General features: G+C 42.0%; 23 protein-coding genes and 1 tRNA gene. 6 read left to right on the top strand and 18 right to left on the bottom strand.

Annotated features, from left to right (window positions below; translation table 11 throughout):
* Window positions 1–199: 199 nt before the first annotated feature.
* Entirely contained in the window at window positions 200–337 is a 138-nt protein-coding gene (locus ACM0OY_RS35115) for a hypothetical protein (RefSeq protein WP_414573373.1), read from the bottom strand.
* Between the two features lie 348 nt (window positions 338–685).
* Here ACM0OY_RS35115 and ACM0OY_RS35110 point away from each other — a divergent pair, with 348 nt between their 5' ends.
* The 5 genes from ACM0OY_RS35110 (at window position 686) to ACM0OY_RS35090 (ending at window position 4,441) form a co-directional block, all read left to right on the top strand.
* Entirely contained in the window at window positions 686–1,120 is a 435-nt protein-coding gene (locus tag ACM0OY_RS35110) for a transposase (RefSeq protein WP_414573375.1), read from the top strand.
* 272 nt (window positions 1,121–1,392) lie between these two features.
* A complete protein-coding gene (locus ACM0OY_RS35105; RefSeq protein ID WP_414573374.1) occupies window positions 1,393–2,331 on the top strand; it encodes a metal ABC transporter substrate-binding protein in 939 nt (312 codons plus the stop codon).
* A gap of 92 nt (window positions 2,332–2,423) precedes the next feature.
* Entirely contained in the window at window positions 2,424–3,224 is an 801-nt protein-coding gene (locus tag ACM0OY_RS35100; RefSeq protein WP_414573372.1) for a metal ABC transporter ATP-binding protein, read from the top strand.
* Between the two features lie 198 nt (window positions 3,225–3,422).
* Window positions 3,423–4,292, top strand: coding sequence for a metal ABC transporter permease (locus ACM0OY_RS35095; protein WP_414573371.1), 870 nt, complete (start codon window positions 3,423–3,425; stop codon window positions 4,290–4,292).
* A gap of 76 nt (window positions 4,293–4,368) precedes the next feature.
* Window positions 4,369–4,441: transfer RNA gene (locus ACM0OY_RS35090), tRNA-Phe, on the top strand.
* Between the two features lie 103 nt (window positions 4,442–4,544).
* Here the strand turns inward: ACM0OY_RS35090 and ACM0OY_RS35085 are convergent.
* From ACM0OY_RS35085 to ACM0OY_RS35005, 17 genes are all read right to left on the bottom strand, one after another.
* Window positions 4,545–4,859, bottom strand: a complete 315-nt coding sequence (locus tag ACM0OY_RS35085; protein ID WP_414573370.1) for a hypothetical protein — start codon at window positions 4,857–4,859, stop codon at window positions 4,545–4,547.
* 458 nt (window positions 4,860–5,317) lie between these two features.
* On the bottom strand, window positions 5,318–5,764 hold the full coding sequence (locus ACM0OY_RS35080) for a hypothetical protein (protein ID WP_414573369.1): 447 nt from the start codon (window positions 5,762–5,764) through the stop codon (window positions 5,318–5,320).
* 5 nt (window positions 5,765–5,769) lie between these two features.
* On the bottom strand, window positions 5,770–6,234 hold the full coding sequence (locus tag ACM0OY_RS35075; RefSeq protein ID WP_414573368.1) for a hypothetical protein: 465 nt from the start codon (window positions 6,232–6,234) through the stop codon (window positions 5,770–5,772).
* A complete protein-coding gene (locus ACM0OY_RS35070; RefSeq protein WP_414573367.1) occupies window positions 6,231–6,467 on the bottom strand; it encodes a hypothetical protein in 237 nt (78 codons plus the stop codon). Before ACM0OY_RS35070 ends, ACM0OY_RS35075 begins: the two co-directional genes overlap by 4 nt.
* Window positions 6,467–7,051 carry a hypothetical protein gene (locus tag ACM0OY_RS35065; RefSeq protein ID WP_414573366.1) on the bottom strand — a complete coding sequence of 195 codons (585 nt, stop codon included), beginning with the start codon at window positions 7,049–7,051 and terminating at the stop codon, window positions 6,467–6,469. Before ACM0OY_RS35065 ends, ACM0OY_RS35070 begins: the two co-directional genes overlap by 1 nt.
* A 96-nt stretch (window positions 7,052–7,147) precedes the next feature.
* A complete protein-coding gene (locus ACM0OY_RS35060) occupies window positions 7,148–7,969 on the bottom strand; it encodes a hypothetical protein (RefSeq protein ID WP_414573365.1) in 822 nt (273 codons plus the stop codon).
* Between the two features lies 1 nt (window position 7,970).
* Window positions 7,971–10,052, bottom strand: coding sequence for a hypothetical protein (locus tag ACM0OY_RS35055; RefSeq protein WP_414573364.1), 2,082 nt, complete (start codon window positions 10,050–10,052; stop codon window positions 7,971–7,973).
* Complete coding sequence (locus ACM0OY_RS35050) at window positions 10,045–10,677, bottom strand: hypothetical protein (protein ID WP_414573363.1); 633 nt, start codon at window positions 10,675–10,677, stop codon at window positions 10,045–10,047. The genes ACM0OY_RS35055 and ACM0OY_RS35050 overlap by 8 nt, the downstream gene beginning before the upstream one ends.
* A gap of 1 nt (window position 10,678) precedes the next feature.
* The gene (locus tag ACM0OY_RS35045) at window positions 10,679–11,188 is read right to left on the bottom strand and encodes a hypothetical protein (protein WP_414573362.1); all 510 of its coding nucleotides are present in this window, start codon (window positions 11,186–11,188) and stop codon (window positions 10,679–10,681) included.
* The gene (locus ACM0OY_RS35040) at window positions 11,188–11,967 is read right to left on the bottom strand and encodes a hypothetical protein (protein ID WP_414573361.1); all 780 of its coding nucleotides are present in this window, start codon (window positions 11,965–11,967) and stop codon (window positions 11,188–11,190) included. Before ACM0OY_RS35040 ends, ACM0OY_RS35045 begins: the two co-directional genes overlap by 1 nt.
* Entirely contained in the window at window positions 11,967–12,305 is a 339-nt protein-coding gene (locus ACM0OY_RS35035; RefSeq protein WP_414573360.1) for a hypothetical protein, read from the bottom strand. Before ACM0OY_RS35035 ends, ACM0OY_RS35040 begins: the two co-directional genes overlap by 1 nt.
* A gap of 392 nt (window positions 12,306–12,697) precedes the next feature.
* Window positions 12,698–15,361: a VapE domain-containing protein gene (locus ACM0OY_RS35030; protein WP_414573359.1), complete on the bottom strand. Its 2,664-nt coding sequence runs from the start codon at window positions 15,359–15,361 to the stop codon at window positions 12,698–12,700.
* A 126-nt stretch (window positions 15,362–15,487) separates the two neighbouring features.
* Complete coding sequence (locus tag ACM0OY_RS35025) at window positions 15,488–15,703, bottom strand: hypothetical protein (protein WP_414573358.1); 216 nt, start codon at window positions 15,701–15,703, stop codon at window positions 15,488–15,490.
* Complete coding sequence (locus ACM0OY_RS35020) at window positions 15,676–15,867, bottom strand: hypothetical protein (protein WP_414573357.1); 192 nt, start codon at window positions 15,865–15,867, stop codon at window positions 15,676–15,678. The genes ACM0OY_RS35025 and ACM0OY_RS35020 overlap by 28 nt, the downstream gene beginning before the upstream one ends.
* Before the next feature lie 38 nt (window positions 15,868–15,905).
* Window positions 15,906–16,856 carry a KilA-N domain-containing protein gene (locus tag ACM0OY_RS35015; protein ID WP_414573356.1) on the bottom strand — a complete coding sequence of 317 codons (951 nt, stop codon included), beginning with the start codon at window positions 16,854–16,856 and terminating at the stop codon, window positions 15,906–15,908.
* A gap of 124 nt (window positions 16,857–16,980) precedes the next feature.
* Window positions 16,981–17,160, bottom strand: a complete 180-nt coding sequence (locus ACM0OY_RS35010) for a hypothetical protein (protein WP_414573355.1) — start codon at window positions 17,158–17,160, stop codon at window positions 16,981–16,983.
* A complete protein-coding gene (locus ACM0OY_RS35005) occupies window positions 17,145–17,336 on the bottom strand; it encodes a ribbon-helix-helix domain-containing protein (RefSeq protein ID WP_414573354.1) in 192 nt (63 codons plus the stop codon). The genes ACM0OY_RS35010 and ACM0OY_RS35005 overlap by 16 nt, the downstream gene beginning before the upstream one ends.
* A 299-nt stretch (window positions 17,337–17,635) precedes the next feature.
* On the opposite strand from ACM0OY_RS35005, the gene ACM0OY_RS35000 reads away from it, so the two are divergent.
* Window positions 17,636–17,917 (top strand): hypothetical protein, encoded by a 282-nt coding sequence (locus ACM0OY_RS35000; RefSeq protein WP_414573353.1) that lies wholly within the window; start codon window positions 17,636–17,638, stop codon window positions 17,915–17,917.
* The last annotated feature ends 148 nt before the right edge of the window (window positions 17,918–18,065 follow it).

Below are 18,065 nucleotides of genomic sequence, written 5' to 3'. Positions count from 1 at the left end.
CTAACTATTACCCTCTAGCCCACATCAATGCTAGGGGGTTTTAGTTTATATGCTCTATAAAAGACTCATGGGTCTCAGCGATGGAATCCATAGTATCCCTCTCCTAAGAAACAGTTTTCACTCCGCATTTGGCCAACCGATCAGCAAGAGCATACAAGTCAGCAGTGTAACAGCCAAAACGTCTGACACTCTCGGACGCTCAATCTTTTGGGACACTCACCCAGTGAAATTCTGAACCGATGTCAATACTCGCTGCATTTGGGTTGATTGGTCTTAAGTCAGAAGTTTCATTTGTTCTTGGTTGATGGAAACGAGATTTTGACTTTGGTGTTTTCATCAAAGGCTTCGTCACGAATGCAGAGTCATACTAACCAATTGGAGGTGTGCCCTGACCTGGGTTGACGAATGAATATACAGTCTCCTAAACAGGATAATAGCAGCCATTTCACCAATGTCATAAACGTCTCAACCCAGAACCAAGCTTCTGTACGGGCGACAAGGCACCATTGGGGGATCGGTCTTAACTGTCAGGACACAATAAAAGTGTAATTTTTTTCGGTGCATCTTAATTTTGTTTCTTCCATCCATAACGGAAGCGATAGCGTCCGTAAACAGCTTCTGTCAGTCTCCGGGAGGGCGATCGCTAGAAGCTTCATGAGGCAATGAATACAAGCCCGTACAGACCATTATTTCAGAGGTTGGTTTAGATCCTACCCGATTCCCAACTGTTAAACATTTTACTTCCTGGCTTGGTCTTTACCCTTGCAATCGCATCACTGGTGGTAAAGTTAAAAGTTCTCAAACTCGCTTGGTGGTTAACCCTGCTGCCAATGCTTTCCGAATGGCGGCACAAACAGCTGGCAAGAGCAATTCTGCCTTGAGTGCTTTTTATCGTCGCTTACGTTCTCGCCTTGCTACGCCCAAAGCTATCACTGCTACTGCTCATAAGCTGGCACGAATTTTTTACCGACTTTGGACGAATGGAGGTAAATATCAAGATTCTGGCATGGATTATTATGAGCAACATTACCAAGAACGAATTATCAATAACCTCCAGAAAAAGGCTCTAGCTTTAGGTTTTGAACTTACTCCTCAGCCCCAAGCAAATACTGTTTCTTAGGAGAGGGATATTTTGGGAAAACTTAATTGCAGAGGCATCCTCCTAAAAAAGTTTGTTGTAGTTATTTATACTCAAAAATAAAATGACTTCAATTGAGAATGAGAATTATTATAGTCTACGATGTAGAATAAGTATCATTACAAAAATTGTGGCAAAGGCACAGTAAGCATCGGTTTTGGGGAGGAAAGACTGTGACGGGAAATTGGAGAAAATTTAGACCATACAGACAAGGAAACGGCATCGTATCATTAATTGCTTTGCTAGTATTGTCGATGGCTACTGGCTGTAGTGAATCGAATCAGAATCAAGGAACAACTGCCCAACAGTTGCCACAAGCACAGGAGGCTGCATCTACCCCAAAAGCACAGCCGGCAAAAACTAAAGTAGTGACAACATTTTTGCCGATATATTTGTTTACTAAGGCAGTGACTGGAGATGTTGCAGATGTGGAAATTTTAGTGCCACCTGGTACGGAGGTACATGAATACCAAGCGACACCAGAAAATGTTAAAGCGATCGCCACTGCCAACGTATTAGTAAAAAATGGTTTAGGGCTGGAGGAATTTTTGGAAGATACTGTCAAAAATGCTCAAAATTATAAATTAACAGAAATTGATGCTAGTAAAGATATTAAACCATTAAATGAAATTTCACCTGTTGAAAAAACGGCGAAAGATGAAGACGATCGTGACCACGAACATGGTAAAGGTAATCCTCACGTTTGGTTAGATCCAGTTTTGGCAAAACAGCAAGTAACTAATATTCGCGATGGTTTAATAGCTGCTGACGCAGGGAATAAAGCTACTTATGAGGCTAATGCTGCGGCTTATATTAAAGAATTAGAAAGTTTAAACAGTGAATTTCAGCAGACATTACAACAAGCTCCGAGTTGCACCTTTGTGACCTTTCATGATGCGTTTCCATACTTAGCCAAACGCTATAACCTCATGCAAGTTGCGGTGGTAGAAATTCCCGAAGATCAACTTTCACCAACAGATGTGCAAAATGCAGTCAACGCCGTTAAAAAATATAAAGTTAAAGCCTTATTTAGCGAACCAGGAGTAGATAATAAATTGCTGACTAGTCTCTCAAAAGACTTGAAATTAAGTTTGCGTACTTTGGATTCTCTGGAAACTGGTCAAACAGATCCACAGTATTATTTCAAAGCCATGAAAGCTAACTTAAAAACTCTAGAAACTGCCTGTAAATAGGTTATTCATTAGTTGTTGGTTATTTGTCCTTGACTAATGATTAATGACTAATGATTAATGACTAATGATTAATGACTAATGACTAATGACTAATGACTAATAACATTGCTATTTTAAAAGTAGAAGGATTAACAGTCTATCAAGGCAGTTATTTAGCTATACGAGATGTTTCCTTTGAATTGTTGCCAGGAACAGATACAGCTATAGTTGGCCCCAACGGTGCTGGTAAAAGTACTTTGATAAAAGCTGTTTTAGATTTGATACCTCGAAGTGCTGGTACGATTGAAATATTGGATAGTCCAATTGCAAAGTTGGGGCGTTTACGTCACTTGTTGGGCTATATGCCGCAAAACTTCTTCTTTGACCGCAGCTTTCCGATTTCTGTCAGGGAATTGGTAGGACTAGGATGGACAACTGAAGGCAAAAGGCAAAAGGCAAAAGGCAAAAGGGAGAATTTATTTTTCTCAAAGTTGTGGACACAAGATCAGGATAAATCGTTAGCAGTCACAGAAGCTTTGCGGCGAACTGATGCTTATCATTTACAGCATCAAGCTATTGGTACTCTTAGCGGTGGTCAGCTGAAGCGGGTGTTGTTGGCTTATTGTCTGGTGAAGCCACGCAAATTGCTGGTACTAGACGAAGCCTTTGCTGGGGTTGATGTACAAGGCGCCGCAGATTTTTACGCTTTGCTAAATGAATTAAAGCGGGAAGAGGGTTGGACAGTATTGCAAGTTTCCCATGATATTGATATGGTCAGCCGTCATTGCGATCGCGTGCTTTGTCTCAATCAAACCATTGTTTGCACTGGAAAGCCCGAAATTGCCCTTTCACCACAAAACCTCTTAGCAACCTACGGCCCAGGCTTCAGCCGCTATCAGCACAATCACAATTGAGTTGGGTATGGGGCATTGGTCATTCGGCATTGGGCATGGGTCATTACCCTGATCCCCTTGTCCCCTTGTCCTCTTATCCTCCCATCTCCACACTCCCTATTTTTCTTGAAAGTTTTAAATTCAAAACTTGACTCGGCTTCAGATAAAATACATTACAACCTTGCTTGTGATAACTTATCAAGGGCATTGCCCATAAGTATGGATTTCTTCAATAATTGTCAGATAGCTTGGCTAGCGATCGCCAATAGTAATAACTTGGTCAGCTTATTACAATACCCCTTTATGCAGCGGGCGATCGCAGAAGCTCTACTGATGGGAATACTTGGTGGGATGTTGGGTAGTTTTGTTACCTTGCGCCAACTGTCTTTTTTCAGTCACGCCGTTGGTCATGCAGCATTGGTAGGTGTGGCCTTGGGTGTCCTGTTACAGGTAAATCCTACCTGGATGCTTTTACCTTTTACTTTAATTTTTGGTGTTATTGTCCTCTACTTTATCGACAAAACCGACTTAGGTAGCGATAGCGTACTTAGTATAGTGCTATCTGGGGCATTAGCGATCGGGCTAATTCTCACTAGTCTCATAAAAGGATATCGTGGTAACTTGATGGCAGTACTCTTTGGCGATATTCTGGCGCTTGATGCCACAGATTTGATTTTGACGCTGCTGGTACTTGTGGGAGGTTGCATATTTTTACTATCAACTCTGCAACAGCAAATTTTATTGACACTTAACCCAGATGTGGCGCAAGTTCAGGGTATTCCTGTGCAATTGTACCGCTACGCCTTTGTGGTCTTACTTTCACTCGCCGTTGCTGTAGCGATTAAAGCTGTTGGCGTTTTACTGGTCAATGCTTTTTTGGTTATTCCCGCCTCCACAGCCAAACTAATGAGTCACCACTTTAGTCGCTTTTTAGTCACTTCGGTAATAGTCGGTTCCATCAGCAGCATTACTGGAATCATTGTGTCAGGTCTTTTCAACCTAGCTTCTGGCCCAAGTATTGTTCTTGTCCAGTTTCTACTCTTTTTAATTGTTGTCATTTGGTTTAAGTTAACCTTGAAAGCTGCATAAATATTTTTCTACAACCTATTGCAAATTCATTTTATCTTTGCTACATTTATTAATCGTGGCTCAAATAAAAGCCCCAGCCGGGATAGCTCAGTCGGTAGAGCAGAGGACTGAAAATCCTCGTGTCACCAGTTCAAGTCTGGTTCCTGGCACTCGCCACACCTCAACCCTGTAGTTCGCACCTACGGGGTTGAATTGTTTTTAGTGACCAAAACGTGACCACAAGAAGCGCGAACAGCCTGCTAAATATAAGTTTTACTGATTTTCTTCGATCCACTTTTGGAATCGCCTCAACTCATCCCAGGTACGCGATCGCGTATCAAGCCCCTTCCCTTTAGAATGCTGGTTTGGGTGGCGATTGCTCTGGCGCATTTCAGTATATTGGGCGATCGCGTTTAGGACTGTATCGACTCTATTGCCGTGTAACACGGCATTACCCGCGTCAATCTCCCTAGCGCAGCGCATCACCTCATCCGCGATCGCCTCCGGTACGCGAATCAACTTCGTATTTCCACTTTGCCAAGTGCTACCGCTTTCCCAAGTCGTTGAGGTTCTACCACCTTTATTCATAAAAATCTCTCTATTGCCGTGTAACACGGCATTATAGCCCAAGCATTAAAGTTAAAAACCCTGCGTTTGCTGGAATGGCGAACGCAGGGCGACAATTGACAATTTGAAGTAATCTAAACAGCCATCTGCCCGCACGCGATTTTATAAAGGTGGTGGCTGTCGGCTCTAAAATAACACGGCGATAGTAAATTGCTAGAGTGAATCCCCACAGTTTAAAATCGGAGATTTTGACTACTTCTTCTTGACCCAGAATTTTTTTAGATTAAATTTCAAAAATCTTTGGACTGACTGAGGTAATTCCTCAACCAAAATAAGCCCAATCAAAACTGCGGAAAGCAATATTACGCAAGGGAGAAAAGTTTGAGGTAATTGAGCTATTAGCATAAAAAGAAAACTATTTATCTTAAATATGTAACAACCATTACTAAAATTACCTCAGTAATTTTTCGTGATTAACTCTAAAGCTTATCAAAGGGTTTATCCTCATCCATCTTCCGTAAGTCTTGGAATTCACGAATTTTAAAGCTTCCAGTTTTTTGCAAATAAGCTTCAACATCCTTCATAGAGGTGTAGAGGCGATTAGTTCGGTGTTCAAGTGTTTGTGTTACTTGTGCGATTAACAGGGTTACAGTATCCTTTCGATTTATGTAGTCCTGAATATGCAAATCGAGTTTTTTATCTAAATCCCGAATTTTTTCTTTATTATCAGCATGTTCTTTTAAATCCTCTTTGATTTGAGCAATGGAGCTTGAAATATTATTCAAGTTGTTAACAAGCTTTACAGCTAGAGTGCCCAAGACAGAAAGACTTACCAAAATTCCAGTGAAGATACCAACAGATTCCAAACTTACTGTAATTACTGGTGAAGAATTGCTAACAGCAATTATTGAAGAGGTAGTAGTCATTTAAATTAAAGAGCATCAATTTGAGATTCAATTTGACTTAATTGAGATTGAATTAAACTTAAAGACTGAGCATTTGTATCAATTTCATCACCTGAATACTTCCAAACCTCGATATACATCTGCCTGTGCCATTTAGGGATTCTAATCTCTGCAACAAAAGGAAGTAATCCTAAATTGGGGAATTTAACTAAAGACAGTTCTCTGAGTCCACATCCAATACTAAAAGCATCCACACTTGCCATAAATTCAGAAGTAGATGATGGAAGTGTTAACAGCTTCATGTGTACTCTAGCTGCAAACCTCCAATGAGATTTCGCTAAATCATTGCGAAACCCAAACATCATTAGATAACTGTCGCAAACAATGGAGATAGGAGAAATAGGAATATAACTAGTTTCGGGGCCAGGAGTTGCTATATAAGTCTGCCTTTGTACCAAATCCCAGTTAAGAGAATCACTAATCCCAGTCACACAATTATCAGTCCCGCAGCATTCAAGTTTTGCTCAAAATTTAGACAATAAGCATCCATGTCAACTTCGCACATCTCAAGAATATCCATGTATTCTTCTAACGTTATCTGCCCTTTTAACAAGCATGTAAGTCCTAGTTGTGCAGCTTCTTCTTGCTCTAGCCTAAGTGTAATTTCATCCTCAGTCATTTGAGGATATAGGGGAATTTCTACCCCTATAATTCCTTCAATCATTAGCGGTAAATTTCTGGGGTAAATGAAACAGATCTGTTAGCATTGGCTATTACTTTGGTAGTAATAGCTTCTTTAACATCTTTGAAGCCTTTGGCAGTTTCGCCAACGCCAAAACCGATGGGATAGCTGTAGGAGCTTCCACCTTTAGTTTTATATTTTTGTCCGGTTAGTTTACTAGTTTTTTGAGTTGATGTCGTTCCAGAAACTCGAATAACAGCTTTGGCTGCAACAAACCCGACTAACTCAACTGCTGCGGCAACATCAGCTGGCACTTTTGAAATATTCGCATCTGCGGCAGCAATACCAGCAGTACCAAAACCAGTTTCAGATCGCTTAGAAAGATAGGTTTTTACCTTTGGAGCCGTGTTAATTGGGGTTGCAAACGGTACTAAAGAGTAAAGTAAAAGTTGTCCTGGCTCGCTGCCTTCTGGTCTGTCTCCATACTCAACTGCTTTTTTACCCGCTTGTACAGCCTGGAAAAAGCCCAATGCTGTGGTATCTGGCAAATCAACAGCGTCACCAGTTCCGCTTAATGGGCGAAGCAATTTTAAAGCAGCTTTCAAATTGTTAAATCTTTTAGCCATCAGTACTCAAAGTGAATCGGTTGATACAATCCTTTCTAGCACTGCTTTTCAGGCATTTATTTACCATCGACTACTATAGTTATCCACGGAAAATTTTTAGATGACAGACAATCGCTCAATTACTTGTTTGAGGGCTGCTTCTGGTGTCGCAACCAGATTAACGACTTTTACTCGACCATGCAAAAAAAGTTGAGCGTAACGAAACCGAACTTCTGTTGTGGGACGTTTAACCGGCTTCTTGACCGATTGACCATAAATAGTTTGATTTCCTGGATTCATAGAATAGGTTCTTGTGTGTTGTTGAAAGTCTGAGAAATCATCACTAAATGGATGTCCCTGAATAGCTAAAACAGCTTTAGCTATGCGTTCACCCTCGGCTTTTGATTTAACCAGTAATCGTAAATCGTACCCCCTCTCAAAATCGCGGTAATAGTAATAATAAATGCCCTTATCCCAGACAAAGATAGGATTACCAAATTCTCGTTTTATGTCCTTTGCTATTGCTTCAGCTTTAGTTCTGGTATAGCTTTGCCCCGTCTCGTTCATCAATCTAAAGGTAATTTCGCCGGTGGCAGGGTTTAACCTGTCAGAAGTTGGGGATAATCTTTCTTTGAAATAAAGTTTTATTTGTGGCTTAAACTCAACATTCCTTTGATGTTCTGTTACAGGAATTCCATAAATAGGAGTTTGCAAAGATTGAGCGTGACCTGCTGTAATCTCAAACAGCCAAAGCCTCATCATCGTCATAGTGCTTGTATCACCATCTTTCATTTTGCAAGCGTGTTTTAGACTTGGCTTTGGGGTAGAAATATCATTGTCAGGTTGATTTTTAAACCACTTATCGACGGCTTTATTGTGCCAACGTCTTACAGTATCTTGCAGATGTTCCCACTCATCAAAGTTATCTGGTAATGGCATATTAATCTTCGTCTGGTTCTAAATCTAAGTCTGTTAGTTCTAAAGCTGCACTAGTAAGTTTTGCTGCTGCTTGATCGGCTTTTAGCTTGTCTGGTTCTGGTGATTCTTTACCTTTGTTAGCTGGATTATCATCTTGCTTAATTGCATTAGTTAATTCAGTTGTCGCTGTTGTTAGTTCAGTAGTAGCATTGATGATATCTAATGGTGCTTGAGTAACCATTTGAATTGTTGATGCCCCGTTTTGCAAACTTTCTAAAGTTTGAGTAACACGATTAAATTTTGGCTGAGGGTTCATCCAGCCATAAGCATTTTCTAAAACCTCTCCAGATTTTCTTAAAGCATTTCCTATCTTGGCGACTTTACCAGCCGTCATCTCTAACCCAGTAAGTATTGCCGATGATAATCCCTGAAAAGCGTTTAATATGTTGACTGAAGCCTGATAAATCCTGTTAGCTTTTGCCCATGATTCCCTAAGAGAGGTATAGTTATCTTCTCCGACGGCTCCCTTAATTAAATTTTCGATAGAACTACTGATTACAGATCCAATGTCAAAAGCACTTCCGTCATCTTTTTTTAATCCTATTAATTGAAGGACATTGTTAAGCGCTCCAATTAAAGTCTGTCCTATGTCATTCGATAGCATCAATGCATTGTGAACTGTTGCAGCGAAAATTAAAACATTTAGCGCTCTATCAAGTTGCAACCAATCAGCAAAACGAGTTAGTTTGCCAGCAATACCACCAACAAGTTGATCACCAAGTTTTGTATTGACAATGTTTAGCAATGTCAATATTGCTGCATTGCTGACCGCCATTACTGCATCATAAATCTGCTTGAGTAACGCCAATATTGGTGCTAGTGCAGCCATGATCGGAGTGAGAATTGTAGTCCTGGTGGTGCTATGCTGCGCTGTGCTATTCGCCCTAGTCCCCGCGTGCTGTGCTGCAATGAAAGCCCGTAACCCTGCATCGTTATATGGCACAGCATCTACTCCATTTCTTCCCGGTAAGCCATCTCGCCCAGTTCTTCCTGGTAAGCCATTAAGCCCGTTTCTGCCATCTCGCCCAGGACGACCAGCAATCTGTATTATTTGTGTAATCCCTGGCGCTCCTTGCAATCCGTCTCGTCCTGGTCGCCCATCCAGACCATTACGACCGTTCAATCCATCTCGTCCTGGTCTACCTGGTATACCTGGATCACCCTTAAGTCCCTTCAAATATTTGATGCTTTGATAAAGCGATAACGCCGTTAACGCTACTCCCAGAGCCTCACCTGCCTTATTAAACGCTTGCCCTGCAAGGTTTCTCGCCTGTTCTCCTATTCCCTGAGCTTCCCTAGCCTTGTTGTATGCGGTTGTTGCATTGTCATTAGCTTGCTTGGCATTACGCACCGCCCCGTCAGCAGTGGTTTGTGCTTGGTTCGCTGTACTTTGGGCTTGGTTTGCTGTACTTTGGGCTAAACCTGCTGCGCTGCGGGCATCTCTTCCAATGCTTGCTGCATTGTTGCCAACCGACAATGCTTCTCGTGCTAAATCACGTATTCCAGGAACTACACCTTCTAATCCGGTAATGCGATTTTGCAACCCTAGCAATTTACCAAGTACGCGAGAGACATCGTTACCGATAGAAATTACTTGGCTTTCTATAGCATCAATACGAGCACCCAAAGTTTCTAATGTTCCAATTACCCCTAATAAATTCAATATTTGCCCAAGGACATTTAACAAGGGTGCTATTCGGGCGAATAGTGCCGCTACTCTTCTTATAGCTTCATTGCTTATTCCTAATGCACTGGCAGCAGTTTTTAAAGCATTGATAACCGCTGTTTCTAATGCAGTTATCTTACCTAGAATATTAGTAATTTGCCCTGAAAGCTTAAATAAAGTATTTTCTAAAATTGATATTGCCTCTCGAACTGGCTTCAATTGTGAAGCGACGTAAGAGATTACTATTGGCAATATTAAATCCTTAGCTTGTATCTTTGCTTCATTAATTATTCTGGCTTCATTAATGCGGGGAATACGTGCTATTTCCGCCCTAAGCGCGGCAATTTCCGCCGATAAACTAGCGCAGGTATCAGCCATTTTTAGACCTTAATTCATTAGTAATTGCGTGAATACTTGCGGCTATAGATTCGCAATCTAAACAGCAATATCCTGGGTAAATAGGGGATATGCACTTACACGTACCCTCCGGACAATCGTCATCGCATTGCACTGACCAGTCACAATCGATAGCGTCGTCATCGAAAATAATGCCTCCCGTTACATCGCGGATAACGATACCTTTCGATGACGGTTGACTATTCGGGGGTGGTGACAGTAATTCGATGGACTCAATGTAAGCTTCTAAATATCGATAGCTTGTGCCAGAGTTGCTAGCGTGTACTCTCCACATCTGTGTTGTACACGAGCCGCTGGCGAGTCCTCTGCTATTGAGTTCAATGTTGCTAGCTTGCCCACCGATCCTTATTCCAAGTACCGGAGAGTAAAGGCTTGCGGTGAAACTACCACTAATTTCAGATCCTGTAGTAGTGCTTCTTTCTTTGTATCGCACCCTTACCTTAATTTTGGTACAGTCTGGTGGATTTTCGCTGTTCTTGCAAGTCATCGTTACTGGTGGCTTGTCCGATGTAATTTTGATAGTTTTACCGTTCTTTTTTAGCGTGACGGTCGCTTTTTTATTTAATTCATTACAGTATGTTGGCATATCAATAATCAATTGGGCTTACCACGTCAAAATAATTCGATTCAAGTAATAGGCTTCCGTCGTATTCGGCGAGTTTGCACATGTCTATCAAAACGGTATCAATCCTCAATCCGTCCGTATAGCCTCTTCCCCAATAATTAATACTAATCTTCAAAAAATTGACCCCTCCAGAATTAGCAATTGAACGATTGATTAAACCAACAAGCAGACTTTCTGCTGTGTTGCTTATTGATGGAGTCAAACCCGGTAATTCATCTTTGTGAATAACCAATTTGTTGGCATCTTGAAATGCGTTATCACCGAACAAAGTGCGAAAAACGTCGGGTGTAAAGTGTGGTTCCAACTTAAACCCAAAATTACAAATCTTTGATGATAGGCATGTATTTAAACCAGGAACAGCAACCACATTGCCAGTGCTGATAAATACTGATGTGTCAATTGTTGATACTGATACCACGCTTCCCGAACTATTGGCGGTCGCTGAAAATGTGTCAGACATAGTGAAGAACATTAAACAATCCTCACCGCCAGTCCACCGGAACCATTGTTAATCAACAAATACTGTTGTGATGTTCCTGTTCTTAGAATGACATCGTACCTCGTGCTGCCAGAAGCACTAATCACGGCAATATCGTCGCTAGTCTTACCAGCAAAGCCCGTATTACTTTGGTTCAGTAATATTAGCCCGGAGAGTACGTCTCTCTCATTGTCCACGACGTTAGCGGTTCCTAATCTACTCGATCCAGACAAAGCAATGTCATTGTCAGCCGATGAATATTGCGTTTGGCCCGAAGAACGTAAAACCGTCATCATATTGCTAGTAAAAATATAGCCATTTGTATAGCTATTTAGATTCCAGCTATTACGCATGGTCGTAGGTACGATCATCCCAAGTGGTAGGAAAGTTGTGCCTTGGGTAACTAGGATTAACCTAGTTTCACTGGTTGCATTTAACGCGTTGAAAGTGACGTTGACGTTATTCAGTAACGTCGAATAAGTCACCTCGGAACTGCTTCCTGTTCCTGTTTTAGAAACAGTATTCCAAGTTGCATATAGTTGCTGGTAAATAATGAAGGTGTTGCTGATGCGTACCCTTAAGTACGTTTTTCCAAAAGTCTTGCTTGCATCAACTACAAACTCATAAACCAATATTAAATCAGTACCGCTTGTATAACTATCAAATAGCGATGAAAAACCAGCATTAGTAAAAGCTGTTTGTAGTGCTGTACTAAGTTGAGCTTGAGTGAAAGGTGCAGATAGAGTCGTAATCGTTCTTGTCGCAACTGCCATTAGTAATTGTCCGGGTCAATACTAAATCCTGTATCAGGCGTTTGCAGATTAACGTTATAAGTTATTTGTCTCCACTGGGCACTGTTGCGGGTCACTAATTGCGGAAAACCACTATCAGCAATAGTTACTTGAATATCTGTATTTGTAGAATCTTGGTTGGTGGTATTTAAATAGGAAGCTGCCAAAAGTAGCAAAGCCACCATCAAAGATTCAGCAGTATTACTTGAGGAAGCGGTTAGCCCAACTGCGGCTAATGCTGATTTTTGAATTGTCAAGGTATTGATATCCTGTGTGGCTCCAGTCCCGAATACTTGCACTAAAGTTGGTTCTGCTGGCATAAAACTAGATTTTTGATGAGGTGGATAAATCCGTTGTATGGCTTATTCAAAAATTCGTAAATCTTCCACTTTTATGTAATTTCGGAAGTGGGTTTACAGTCTCTACACATTGTGAAGACTAGATTATAGAGTTCCTGCTGATTTTCGTAATCAAAAATATACCTGTTTTACCTTCTGTGAGGGTAAAACAGGAAGTGATACTGCAAATTCAATTTCAACAGCATGAGTAGCTGTACTGAATCTAGCAGCAAAATAATTTATACAAATCTTTAAAAACCATCGGCAGGACAAAACCGGCTAGGGCGAATACGCTGAAAGTTCTTACAGGATTTGTAACTTTCATCAAGCGCGATCGCCCCACCGCACCAAAAAGGCGATCGCGTTTTTATTGGCTACATCTCCTCAAACTCCCCAAAGTAAGCAGTGATGAGTGTGTTCTTAGGAGTTTTGAATGTGAAGTGGGTTCTAGATGGCGAATTGGGTACACCTTGGAGAATGCAATCATCAATCCACTCGTAATCTTCCTCTCCCAAAATTCTTACTTTGAACTTGCAAGTTTCAATTTTGGAACTGAAGTCCTTTCTTCGCCTCTCCTGCCACTGCTGAATCACGTTAGATTCTTTGGCTAACCTGGGTAGCACTCTTGCATCTGAATCTCCCTTGATACTCTTGGTTAACGTCTGGCTGTCTGGGGTTTGGAATTCAAACCAGATTTTGCTGTCACCAGTTCCAAGACGGCGGTAGGGTTCAGCGCTGACATCGACCGTTCCAAAGTCTGTCTCGATTTTAAAGATGGTGGGCTTAACTTCGACTATTTGGTAGTAGCGGCACTTTGCTGGACGGGTGACAGCAGCGCCGGCTACTTCGTCTTTGCGTGCAACATTATTTTCAGAAAAGTTTGGCAAAACATCTGGATCATCTGGATCATCTGGATCAAGCTTGCTGTGAGCGGGTTCTGGATGATCCAGATGTTTTTGGGTATCTGGATCATCTGGATCACTGACTGAGGTATGTGTCGTTTCAATCAATGAAAGCTGAGAATACTGATCCAGATGATCCAGATGTGGAAAACTATCTGGATCATGTTCAAACCCTTGCTGTGTCTGGGTTGATCCAGATGATCCAGATGATCCAGATGTTTTCTCAACTTTTCTGAACCAACAACGTAACGCATGACCGTTGACCCATTTTCTCTGCTGCTGCCATCCGTTTTGTCTCATGACGGCTGACACTCTTCTCTCTGCCACCTTGTCCTGACGCCCTGTTTCGATTTGCAAAGCGTTGAGCAGAATGTCATGGGTGGTAATCCCTTCCTTGTTTTTGACATACAGCGAAATTACTTCTTCCCAAGGGTCTGAAGATTGGTACTCCTTGTTGGCTTCAGCTTGCAATGCCTTTTCTGCATGAGTGAGATACCAAAGATGCCCCTGTTGATAAAGATGATTGGCGGCCGCCCAAATCAAATCGCGATCGCGGATTAATTCCTCAATGGGAATCATTTTAGTAACTGGGATGATAAAGAATCGGCGGTTACCTGTGGGGTCGTGGAGTAGCTCTTGCTCATTTGAAGTGCCCACTAGCAGGCAAGATCTGGGATGTTCTTTGATTTCTCGGTCATAGGGAATGCGGTACGGGTCAACTGTGTTGCTCAGGAATTTTTTAATCGAGCTAACGTCGGCCTTCTTATATATATGTTCGATTTCCCCCAGTTCGATGCCCCAAAAGCGATGAAGCTTCATGAGTTCATCTCTCTCTCCACTGGCGGTAAATTCATCGGTGAACCAGTCAGCGCCGAACAGTTCTTTCCAAAAGGTGCTTTTGCGAAGTCCCTGCCCGCCGACCAAAACACAAATATCTTCTGCTTTTTCTCCTGGTCTTCTGGCTCTGGCCACTGCGGCAATGAGTGATTTTTTGATGTACGTATTGTGTAGCGGGTCGGTAGTCCCAAAGTATTTAAAGGCGAAGTTATCCAGAATTGACAAGTCTGGATTAGGGTATCTTGCTGCTAGAGAATCAAGGTATTCAACCACAGGACTGTAAGCTTGGCTTTTTGCTATTGCCATAACTATTGAATGTGAATCTTCCTTTGAAATGTCGATGTCAAATTCCTCAGCTATGTAAAGTTTTAAATGGTCTAAGTCCATAGTCGATTCATCCATCTCAACGCGTTGTTTAAGCTGGTTTAATCGAATGGAATCGCCCCATCCCCGCTTAATTATTTTGTAAGCACGGTAGAGTTTGGATTTTCTGTCTTCGTCTTCAAATTCAAATTCTTGTTCTTTGCGTTTTTCATCCAAATCTTTTTTCCACTCCTCTATAGTGAGTGCTTCGTCAACCAGTTTTCTAAACTCATCTTCACCTTTGGCTGCAATAAAGTCATCAATTCCTTTTAATTGAATAGAAGGTAGCGTGATAATCATCACCTTGGAGCCAGTAGCGGATAAATCGCGTGCTAATGATATCAGTGCATTCTGAACTGGTCTTTTATCTAAAACATCAGCATCAAAGGCTAAGTAAAAAGTACGTCCAAAACCTGCGAACGATTCCAACCAATAATGCAGTCTGCCGTTTTTTCTACAGGTGCTAACGCCGGGAATACTGATAGCTGCTATGAGCAGAGATAAAGCAGCAGCAGCTTTTTTTGCTCCTTCGGTGATGATAATGGGGATGCTTTTATCTTTGAGAATTTCTTCCCAGTATGCGGGAATTCCTGTGTTTAAGAATAGCGGTACAGCATTAGCTCCAGATGCACCGAGATACTTTTGAGGTTTGCCCCTTTTATCAAGCGGGGATGTATCTGGTTTTACTTGTACGCCCTCTAGGGTGTTTTCTCCTGTTAAAGGATCTATGCCAGAAACACACCATGCAGGTACTAGGTTGTCTGAGTGTTTACGACGGTTTTTTGTGTTGCGATTTAAGATTTTATCGATTTCTCTGGAATCATAAATTGTTCGCACGTTTCGATTGATTATTTCATCGTTAACAGCGCTATCTTTCCATTCATTCCAGTGAGTGGTAGCAATTGTTTCAACAGTATTAAGGGTAGATAAAATCATTGTGCTACCCTCCAATTAATGTTACAATTGAAGGCATCAAGAACTGATTCCTTAATCTTTCTTGGCAAATATTTCATACATTAAATCCTTTTTTTTTTGTTGCTCCAGTTGTCTGACTGGGGTTTTTTATTGGCTGGATTTTGGGGATTCTTCGGCGTCGGTAAGCTGCAAGAACAGCAGAAAGTTGTCTAACTCCTCTTCATTCAACTGCAAGCGCGATCGCACCCCGTAATACTTCTGCAAATGCTCTTTGCCTTGGGCTACAGTCCACCCCAGTCGCTGCATTTGGGCGTCGGTTTGGCTGAGTAGTTGGGCTACTTTCTCATCTGCGGGGTCGAGCATAGGGCACGGCTGAAGGTTTCTGGTTGTTCTGCAAACAGGCGGGGCAACCCTGCGATTACCTGGGTGGCTAATATTTCGGCGTGCTGGTCACAAAGGCATGGAATTTGGATTTTGATGTACTCCACCAGGGGGCGGATTGATTGGGCTAGGTCTTCATTAGTCATTAGGCATTGGGGAAAACTTAGGAAAGGCGGATCAAGCCTCAACTTGATTTTTGGGGTCTCGGAGATTCTTTTGCTGGTACAAAGCTTCTTCTCTCGATGAACGTCCGAAACGCTGGGAAAAATCTTTGCTGATCCGCTTGAGCCATTAAAGGATAGGTATTGACGATCGCTAGAGTTTTTATGATTAGCCTCGCATCCTCATGTGCGACCTTGACATGAAGTTCCTGTTCGAGTTTGATTCTGAGAGTCTTTAACTCTAAAGGACTCCCATTTAATTGAATTTCTTCAGTAAGAGTGTTGTAGTGTAGCTTATCTCCCCAAGCGTCTCTGACCATGTAATAAGCTCTCATTAGCTTAGAGTTAAGAAACTCGTAACGCTCCTGAACAGCCTTGTTAATGATGTCCAGTCCCTCGGTCGTTTCCTGCCTTAAGGCAATGTCAGCAGCAAGCTTTGGATCAGCAGCAACGTACCTGACAAAAATCTCGGCTACATAGTTAGCGAAAGCTGGGTCTAGGTAGCTGGCTAAGTGAACTGCCATGATTGGATGAATCCAGGTAACAGCGCTGTACCCTCTGCCACTTGTGTAAATCAATTCTTTAGATACTGAGTACGTAATTTTTACGGACTCAGTATTGGTTGTATTATCTGACTGTTGAGATACTGAGTGTGTAATTTTCACACACTCAGTATTGTCTGTATAAGCAGAGTCTTGAACTACTGAGTGTGTAATTTTCACACACTCAGTATTGTCTGTATAAGCAGAATCTTGAACTACTGAGTCCGTAATTCTTAGTCTGTCAACTTCAGAATTTGACTCACTAATTTTTAATCTTTCAGAAAGTTCCGTTAACCTAGCCTTTGTTTCTGGCAATCGCTTCCAGTTTCTCAAGTCATACCCAAAATGCTTGCACCACTTAGTGGCATTGATGTAGCCGTCATCTCTGCGTGCGTCTTGCAGCAATTTGTCAAAATGCTCTATTTGCGACATAATCAGTTTTCCTTTAAATGATCTGCGGTCAACCATAAAAGAATAATCACAGATGCGTCGCCTGCTGATGGCAGTAGGCGACATACCCATGAAAAGCCGTCCTAACCCGGAGGTCGGACGGCGCTTATACTTTTTCCTCAAATTGTTTCTGAAATTCGTCTCGAAGCATTTTAAACTCTTGAATTCTGGACTCAAGACGTTTTATTTCGTTGTAACGATGGGTTATATCCTCGTTAAGTCGCTGAATCTGTTGTTGTTGAAGAGCCACCTGATCGCCATATTCTTCAATCAGGTGGTCGAGCATTCCCCCAGTAATTGTTGTTCCAGCGGCGAAGAGACTTGATCCCTGGCTATCTGTTCTATTAATTCGCTCTTGCTGAGTCCAAGAGCTTTTGCTTTGGCCTCCAATTTCTCCACTCCGTCTGGAGTCAAGGTTAACGTTAGATCTTTCTTTTTCTGCCCGTGCAGCGGCTTTCTCATTCTTTCTACCCGTGTACATTACCTCAATTCTACCCCTGTACTATCTTTACATTTAACCCTGGTAGTATTAGACTAACATTATTCAACCAGGGTAGAATTATTTCGTCAAGAATGTCCTCAGTACAAACCGGGCAGAAATAGCAGCCTGCCAGCACTGAGCAAACATCAAAGACCTGCTAGCGCTGAGTGACGAGTGACCAAACGAACAACCCTGCCCCAAACCAGGCAGAGATAGCAGCCTGCCAGCACTGAGCGAACGCCAAAGACCTGCTAGGGGAAACTGACAACTGACAACTGACATGGAACAGTCAATGATCAACAAACCTTATTTAGTCCGCGTAGATGGAAACACGATCATCAATCTGGAAAACGTTACCACCATTGAACGCAGGGGAGAAAAGCTTTTCATTTCTCTAATTGGAGATAGCGAAGAGGCAATCATCCTCGAAGGCGATGAGGCAAAGGCGATGTGGATTTACTTTGCTTCCTCGATGATGAGTTTTCAGCCGTTAAAAGTAACAAATCCAGGGCGAAACACTCTCGATGAGATCCCAAATTCAATCGGAGAACAATCACATTAAAAGTTGACGAACATGAATCTAACAGAAATTAAGCCAGAAGACATCATCACCTACATTGAGCAGAACTTTAACCGCGCTCAAGCCACTGGGTTAAATTGCCTAATCTTCCTGGCACTGCGGGAGAACTGCGATGTAGCTCACCATTGGA

This window comes from Nostoc sp. CCY 9925, from assembly GCF_963920935.1.
Lineage (GTDB): Bacteria > Cyanobacteriota > Cyanobacteriia > Cyanobacteriales > Nostocaceae > Nostoc.
The sequence above is the reverse complement of the archived record's forward strand: the minus strand, read 5'-3'. Positions and strand labels throughout refer to the sequence as shown.

What these genes read in the sequence shown, in the direction of transcription:
- ACM0OY_RS35030 (WP_414573359.1), bottom strand. Translation starts at nt 15,361, where the DNA reads ATGATTTTATCTACCCTTAATACTGTTGAAACAATTGCTACCACTCAC.
- ACM0OY_RS35020 (WP_414573357.1), bottom strand. Translation starts at nt 15,867, where the DNA reads ATGACTAATGAAGACCTAGCCCAATCAATCCGCCCCCTGGTGGAGTAC.
- ACM0OY_RS35025 (WP_414573358.1), bottom strand. Translation starts at nt 15,703, where the DNA reads ATGCTCGACCCCGCAGATGAGAAAGTAGCCCAACTACTCAGCCAAACC.
- ACM0OY_RS35080 (WP_414573369.1), bottom strand. Translation starts at nt 5,764, where the DNA reads ATGACTACTACCTCTTCAATAATTGCTGTTAGCAATTCTTCACCAGTA.
- ACM0OY_RS35095 (WP_414573371.1), top strand. Translation starts at nt 3,423, where the DNA reads ATGGATTTCTTCAATAATTGTCAGATAGCTTGGCTAGCGATCGCCAAT.
- ACM0OY_RS35035 (WP_414573360.1), bottom strand. Translation starts at nt 12,305, where the DNA reads ATGCCAGCAGAACCAACTTTAGTGCAAGTATTCGGGACTGGAGCCACA.
- ACM0OY_RS35005 (WP_414573354.1), bottom strand. Translation starts at nt 17,336, where the DNA reads ATGAGAAAGCCGCTGCACGGGCAGAAAAAGAAAGATCTAACGTTAACC.
- ACM0OY_RS35085 (WP_414573370.1), bottom strand. Translation starts at nt 4,859, where the DNA reads ATGAATAAAGGTGGTAGAACCTCAACGACTTGGGAAAGCGGTAGCACT.
- ACM0OY_RS35055 (WP_414573364.1), bottom strand. Translation starts at nt 10,052, where the DNA reads ATGGCTGATACCTGCGCTAGTTTATCGGCGGAAATTGCCGCGCTTAGG.
- ACM0OY_RS35100 (WP_414573372.1), top strand. Translation starts at nt 2,424, where the DNA reads ATGACTAATAACATTGCTATTTTAAAAGTAGAAGGATTAACAGTCTAT.
- ACM0OY_RS35045 (WP_414573362.1), bottom strand. Translation starts at nt 11,188, where the DNA reads ATGTTCTTCACTATGTCTGACACATTTTCAGCGACCGCCAATAGTTCG.
- ACM0OY_RS35040 (WP_414573361.1), bottom strand. Translation starts at nt 11,967, where the DNA reads ATGGCAGTTGCGACAAGAACGATTACGACTCTATCTGCACCTTTCACT.
- ACM0OY_RS35050 (WP_414573363.1), bottom strand. Translation starts at nt 10,677, where the DNA reads ATGCCAACATACTGTAATGAATTAAATAAAAAAGCGACCGTCACGCTA.
- ACM0OY_RS35060 (WP_414573365.1), bottom strand. Translation starts at nt 7,969, where the DNA reads ATGCCATTACCAGATAACTTTGATGAGTGGGAACATCTGCAAGATACT.
- ACM0OY_RS35015 (WP_414573356.1), bottom strand. Translation starts at nt 16,856, where the DNA reads ATGTCGCAAATAGAGCATTTTGACAAATTGCTGCAAGACGCACGCAGA.
- ACM0OY_RS35010 (WP_414573355.1), bottom strand. Translation starts at nt 17,160, where the DNA reads ATGCTCGACCACCTGATTGAAGAATATGGCGATCAGGTGGCTCTTCAA.
- ACM0OY_RS35000 (WP_414573353.1), top strand. Translation starts at nt 17,636, where the DNA reads ATGGAACAGTCAATGATCAACAAACCTTATTTAGTCCGCGTAGATGGA.
- ACM0OY_RS35065 (WP_414573366.1), bottom strand. Translation starts at nt 7,051, where the DNA reads ATGGCTAAAAGATTTAACAATTTGAAAGCTGCTTTAAAATTGCTTCGC.
- ACM0OY_RS35115 (WP_414573373.1), bottom strand. Translation starts at nt 337, where the DNA reads ATGAAAACACCAAAGTCAAAATCTCGTTTCCATCAACCAAGAACAAAT.
- ACM0OY_RS35105 (WP_414573374.1), top strand. Translation starts at nt 1,393, where the DNA reads ATGGCTACTGGCTGTAGTGAATCGAATCAGAATCAAGGAACAACTGCC.
- ACM0OY_RS35070 (WP_414573367.1), bottom strand. Translation starts at nt 6,467, where the DNA reads ATGATTGAAGGAATTATAGGGGTAGAAATTCCCCTATATCCTCAAATG.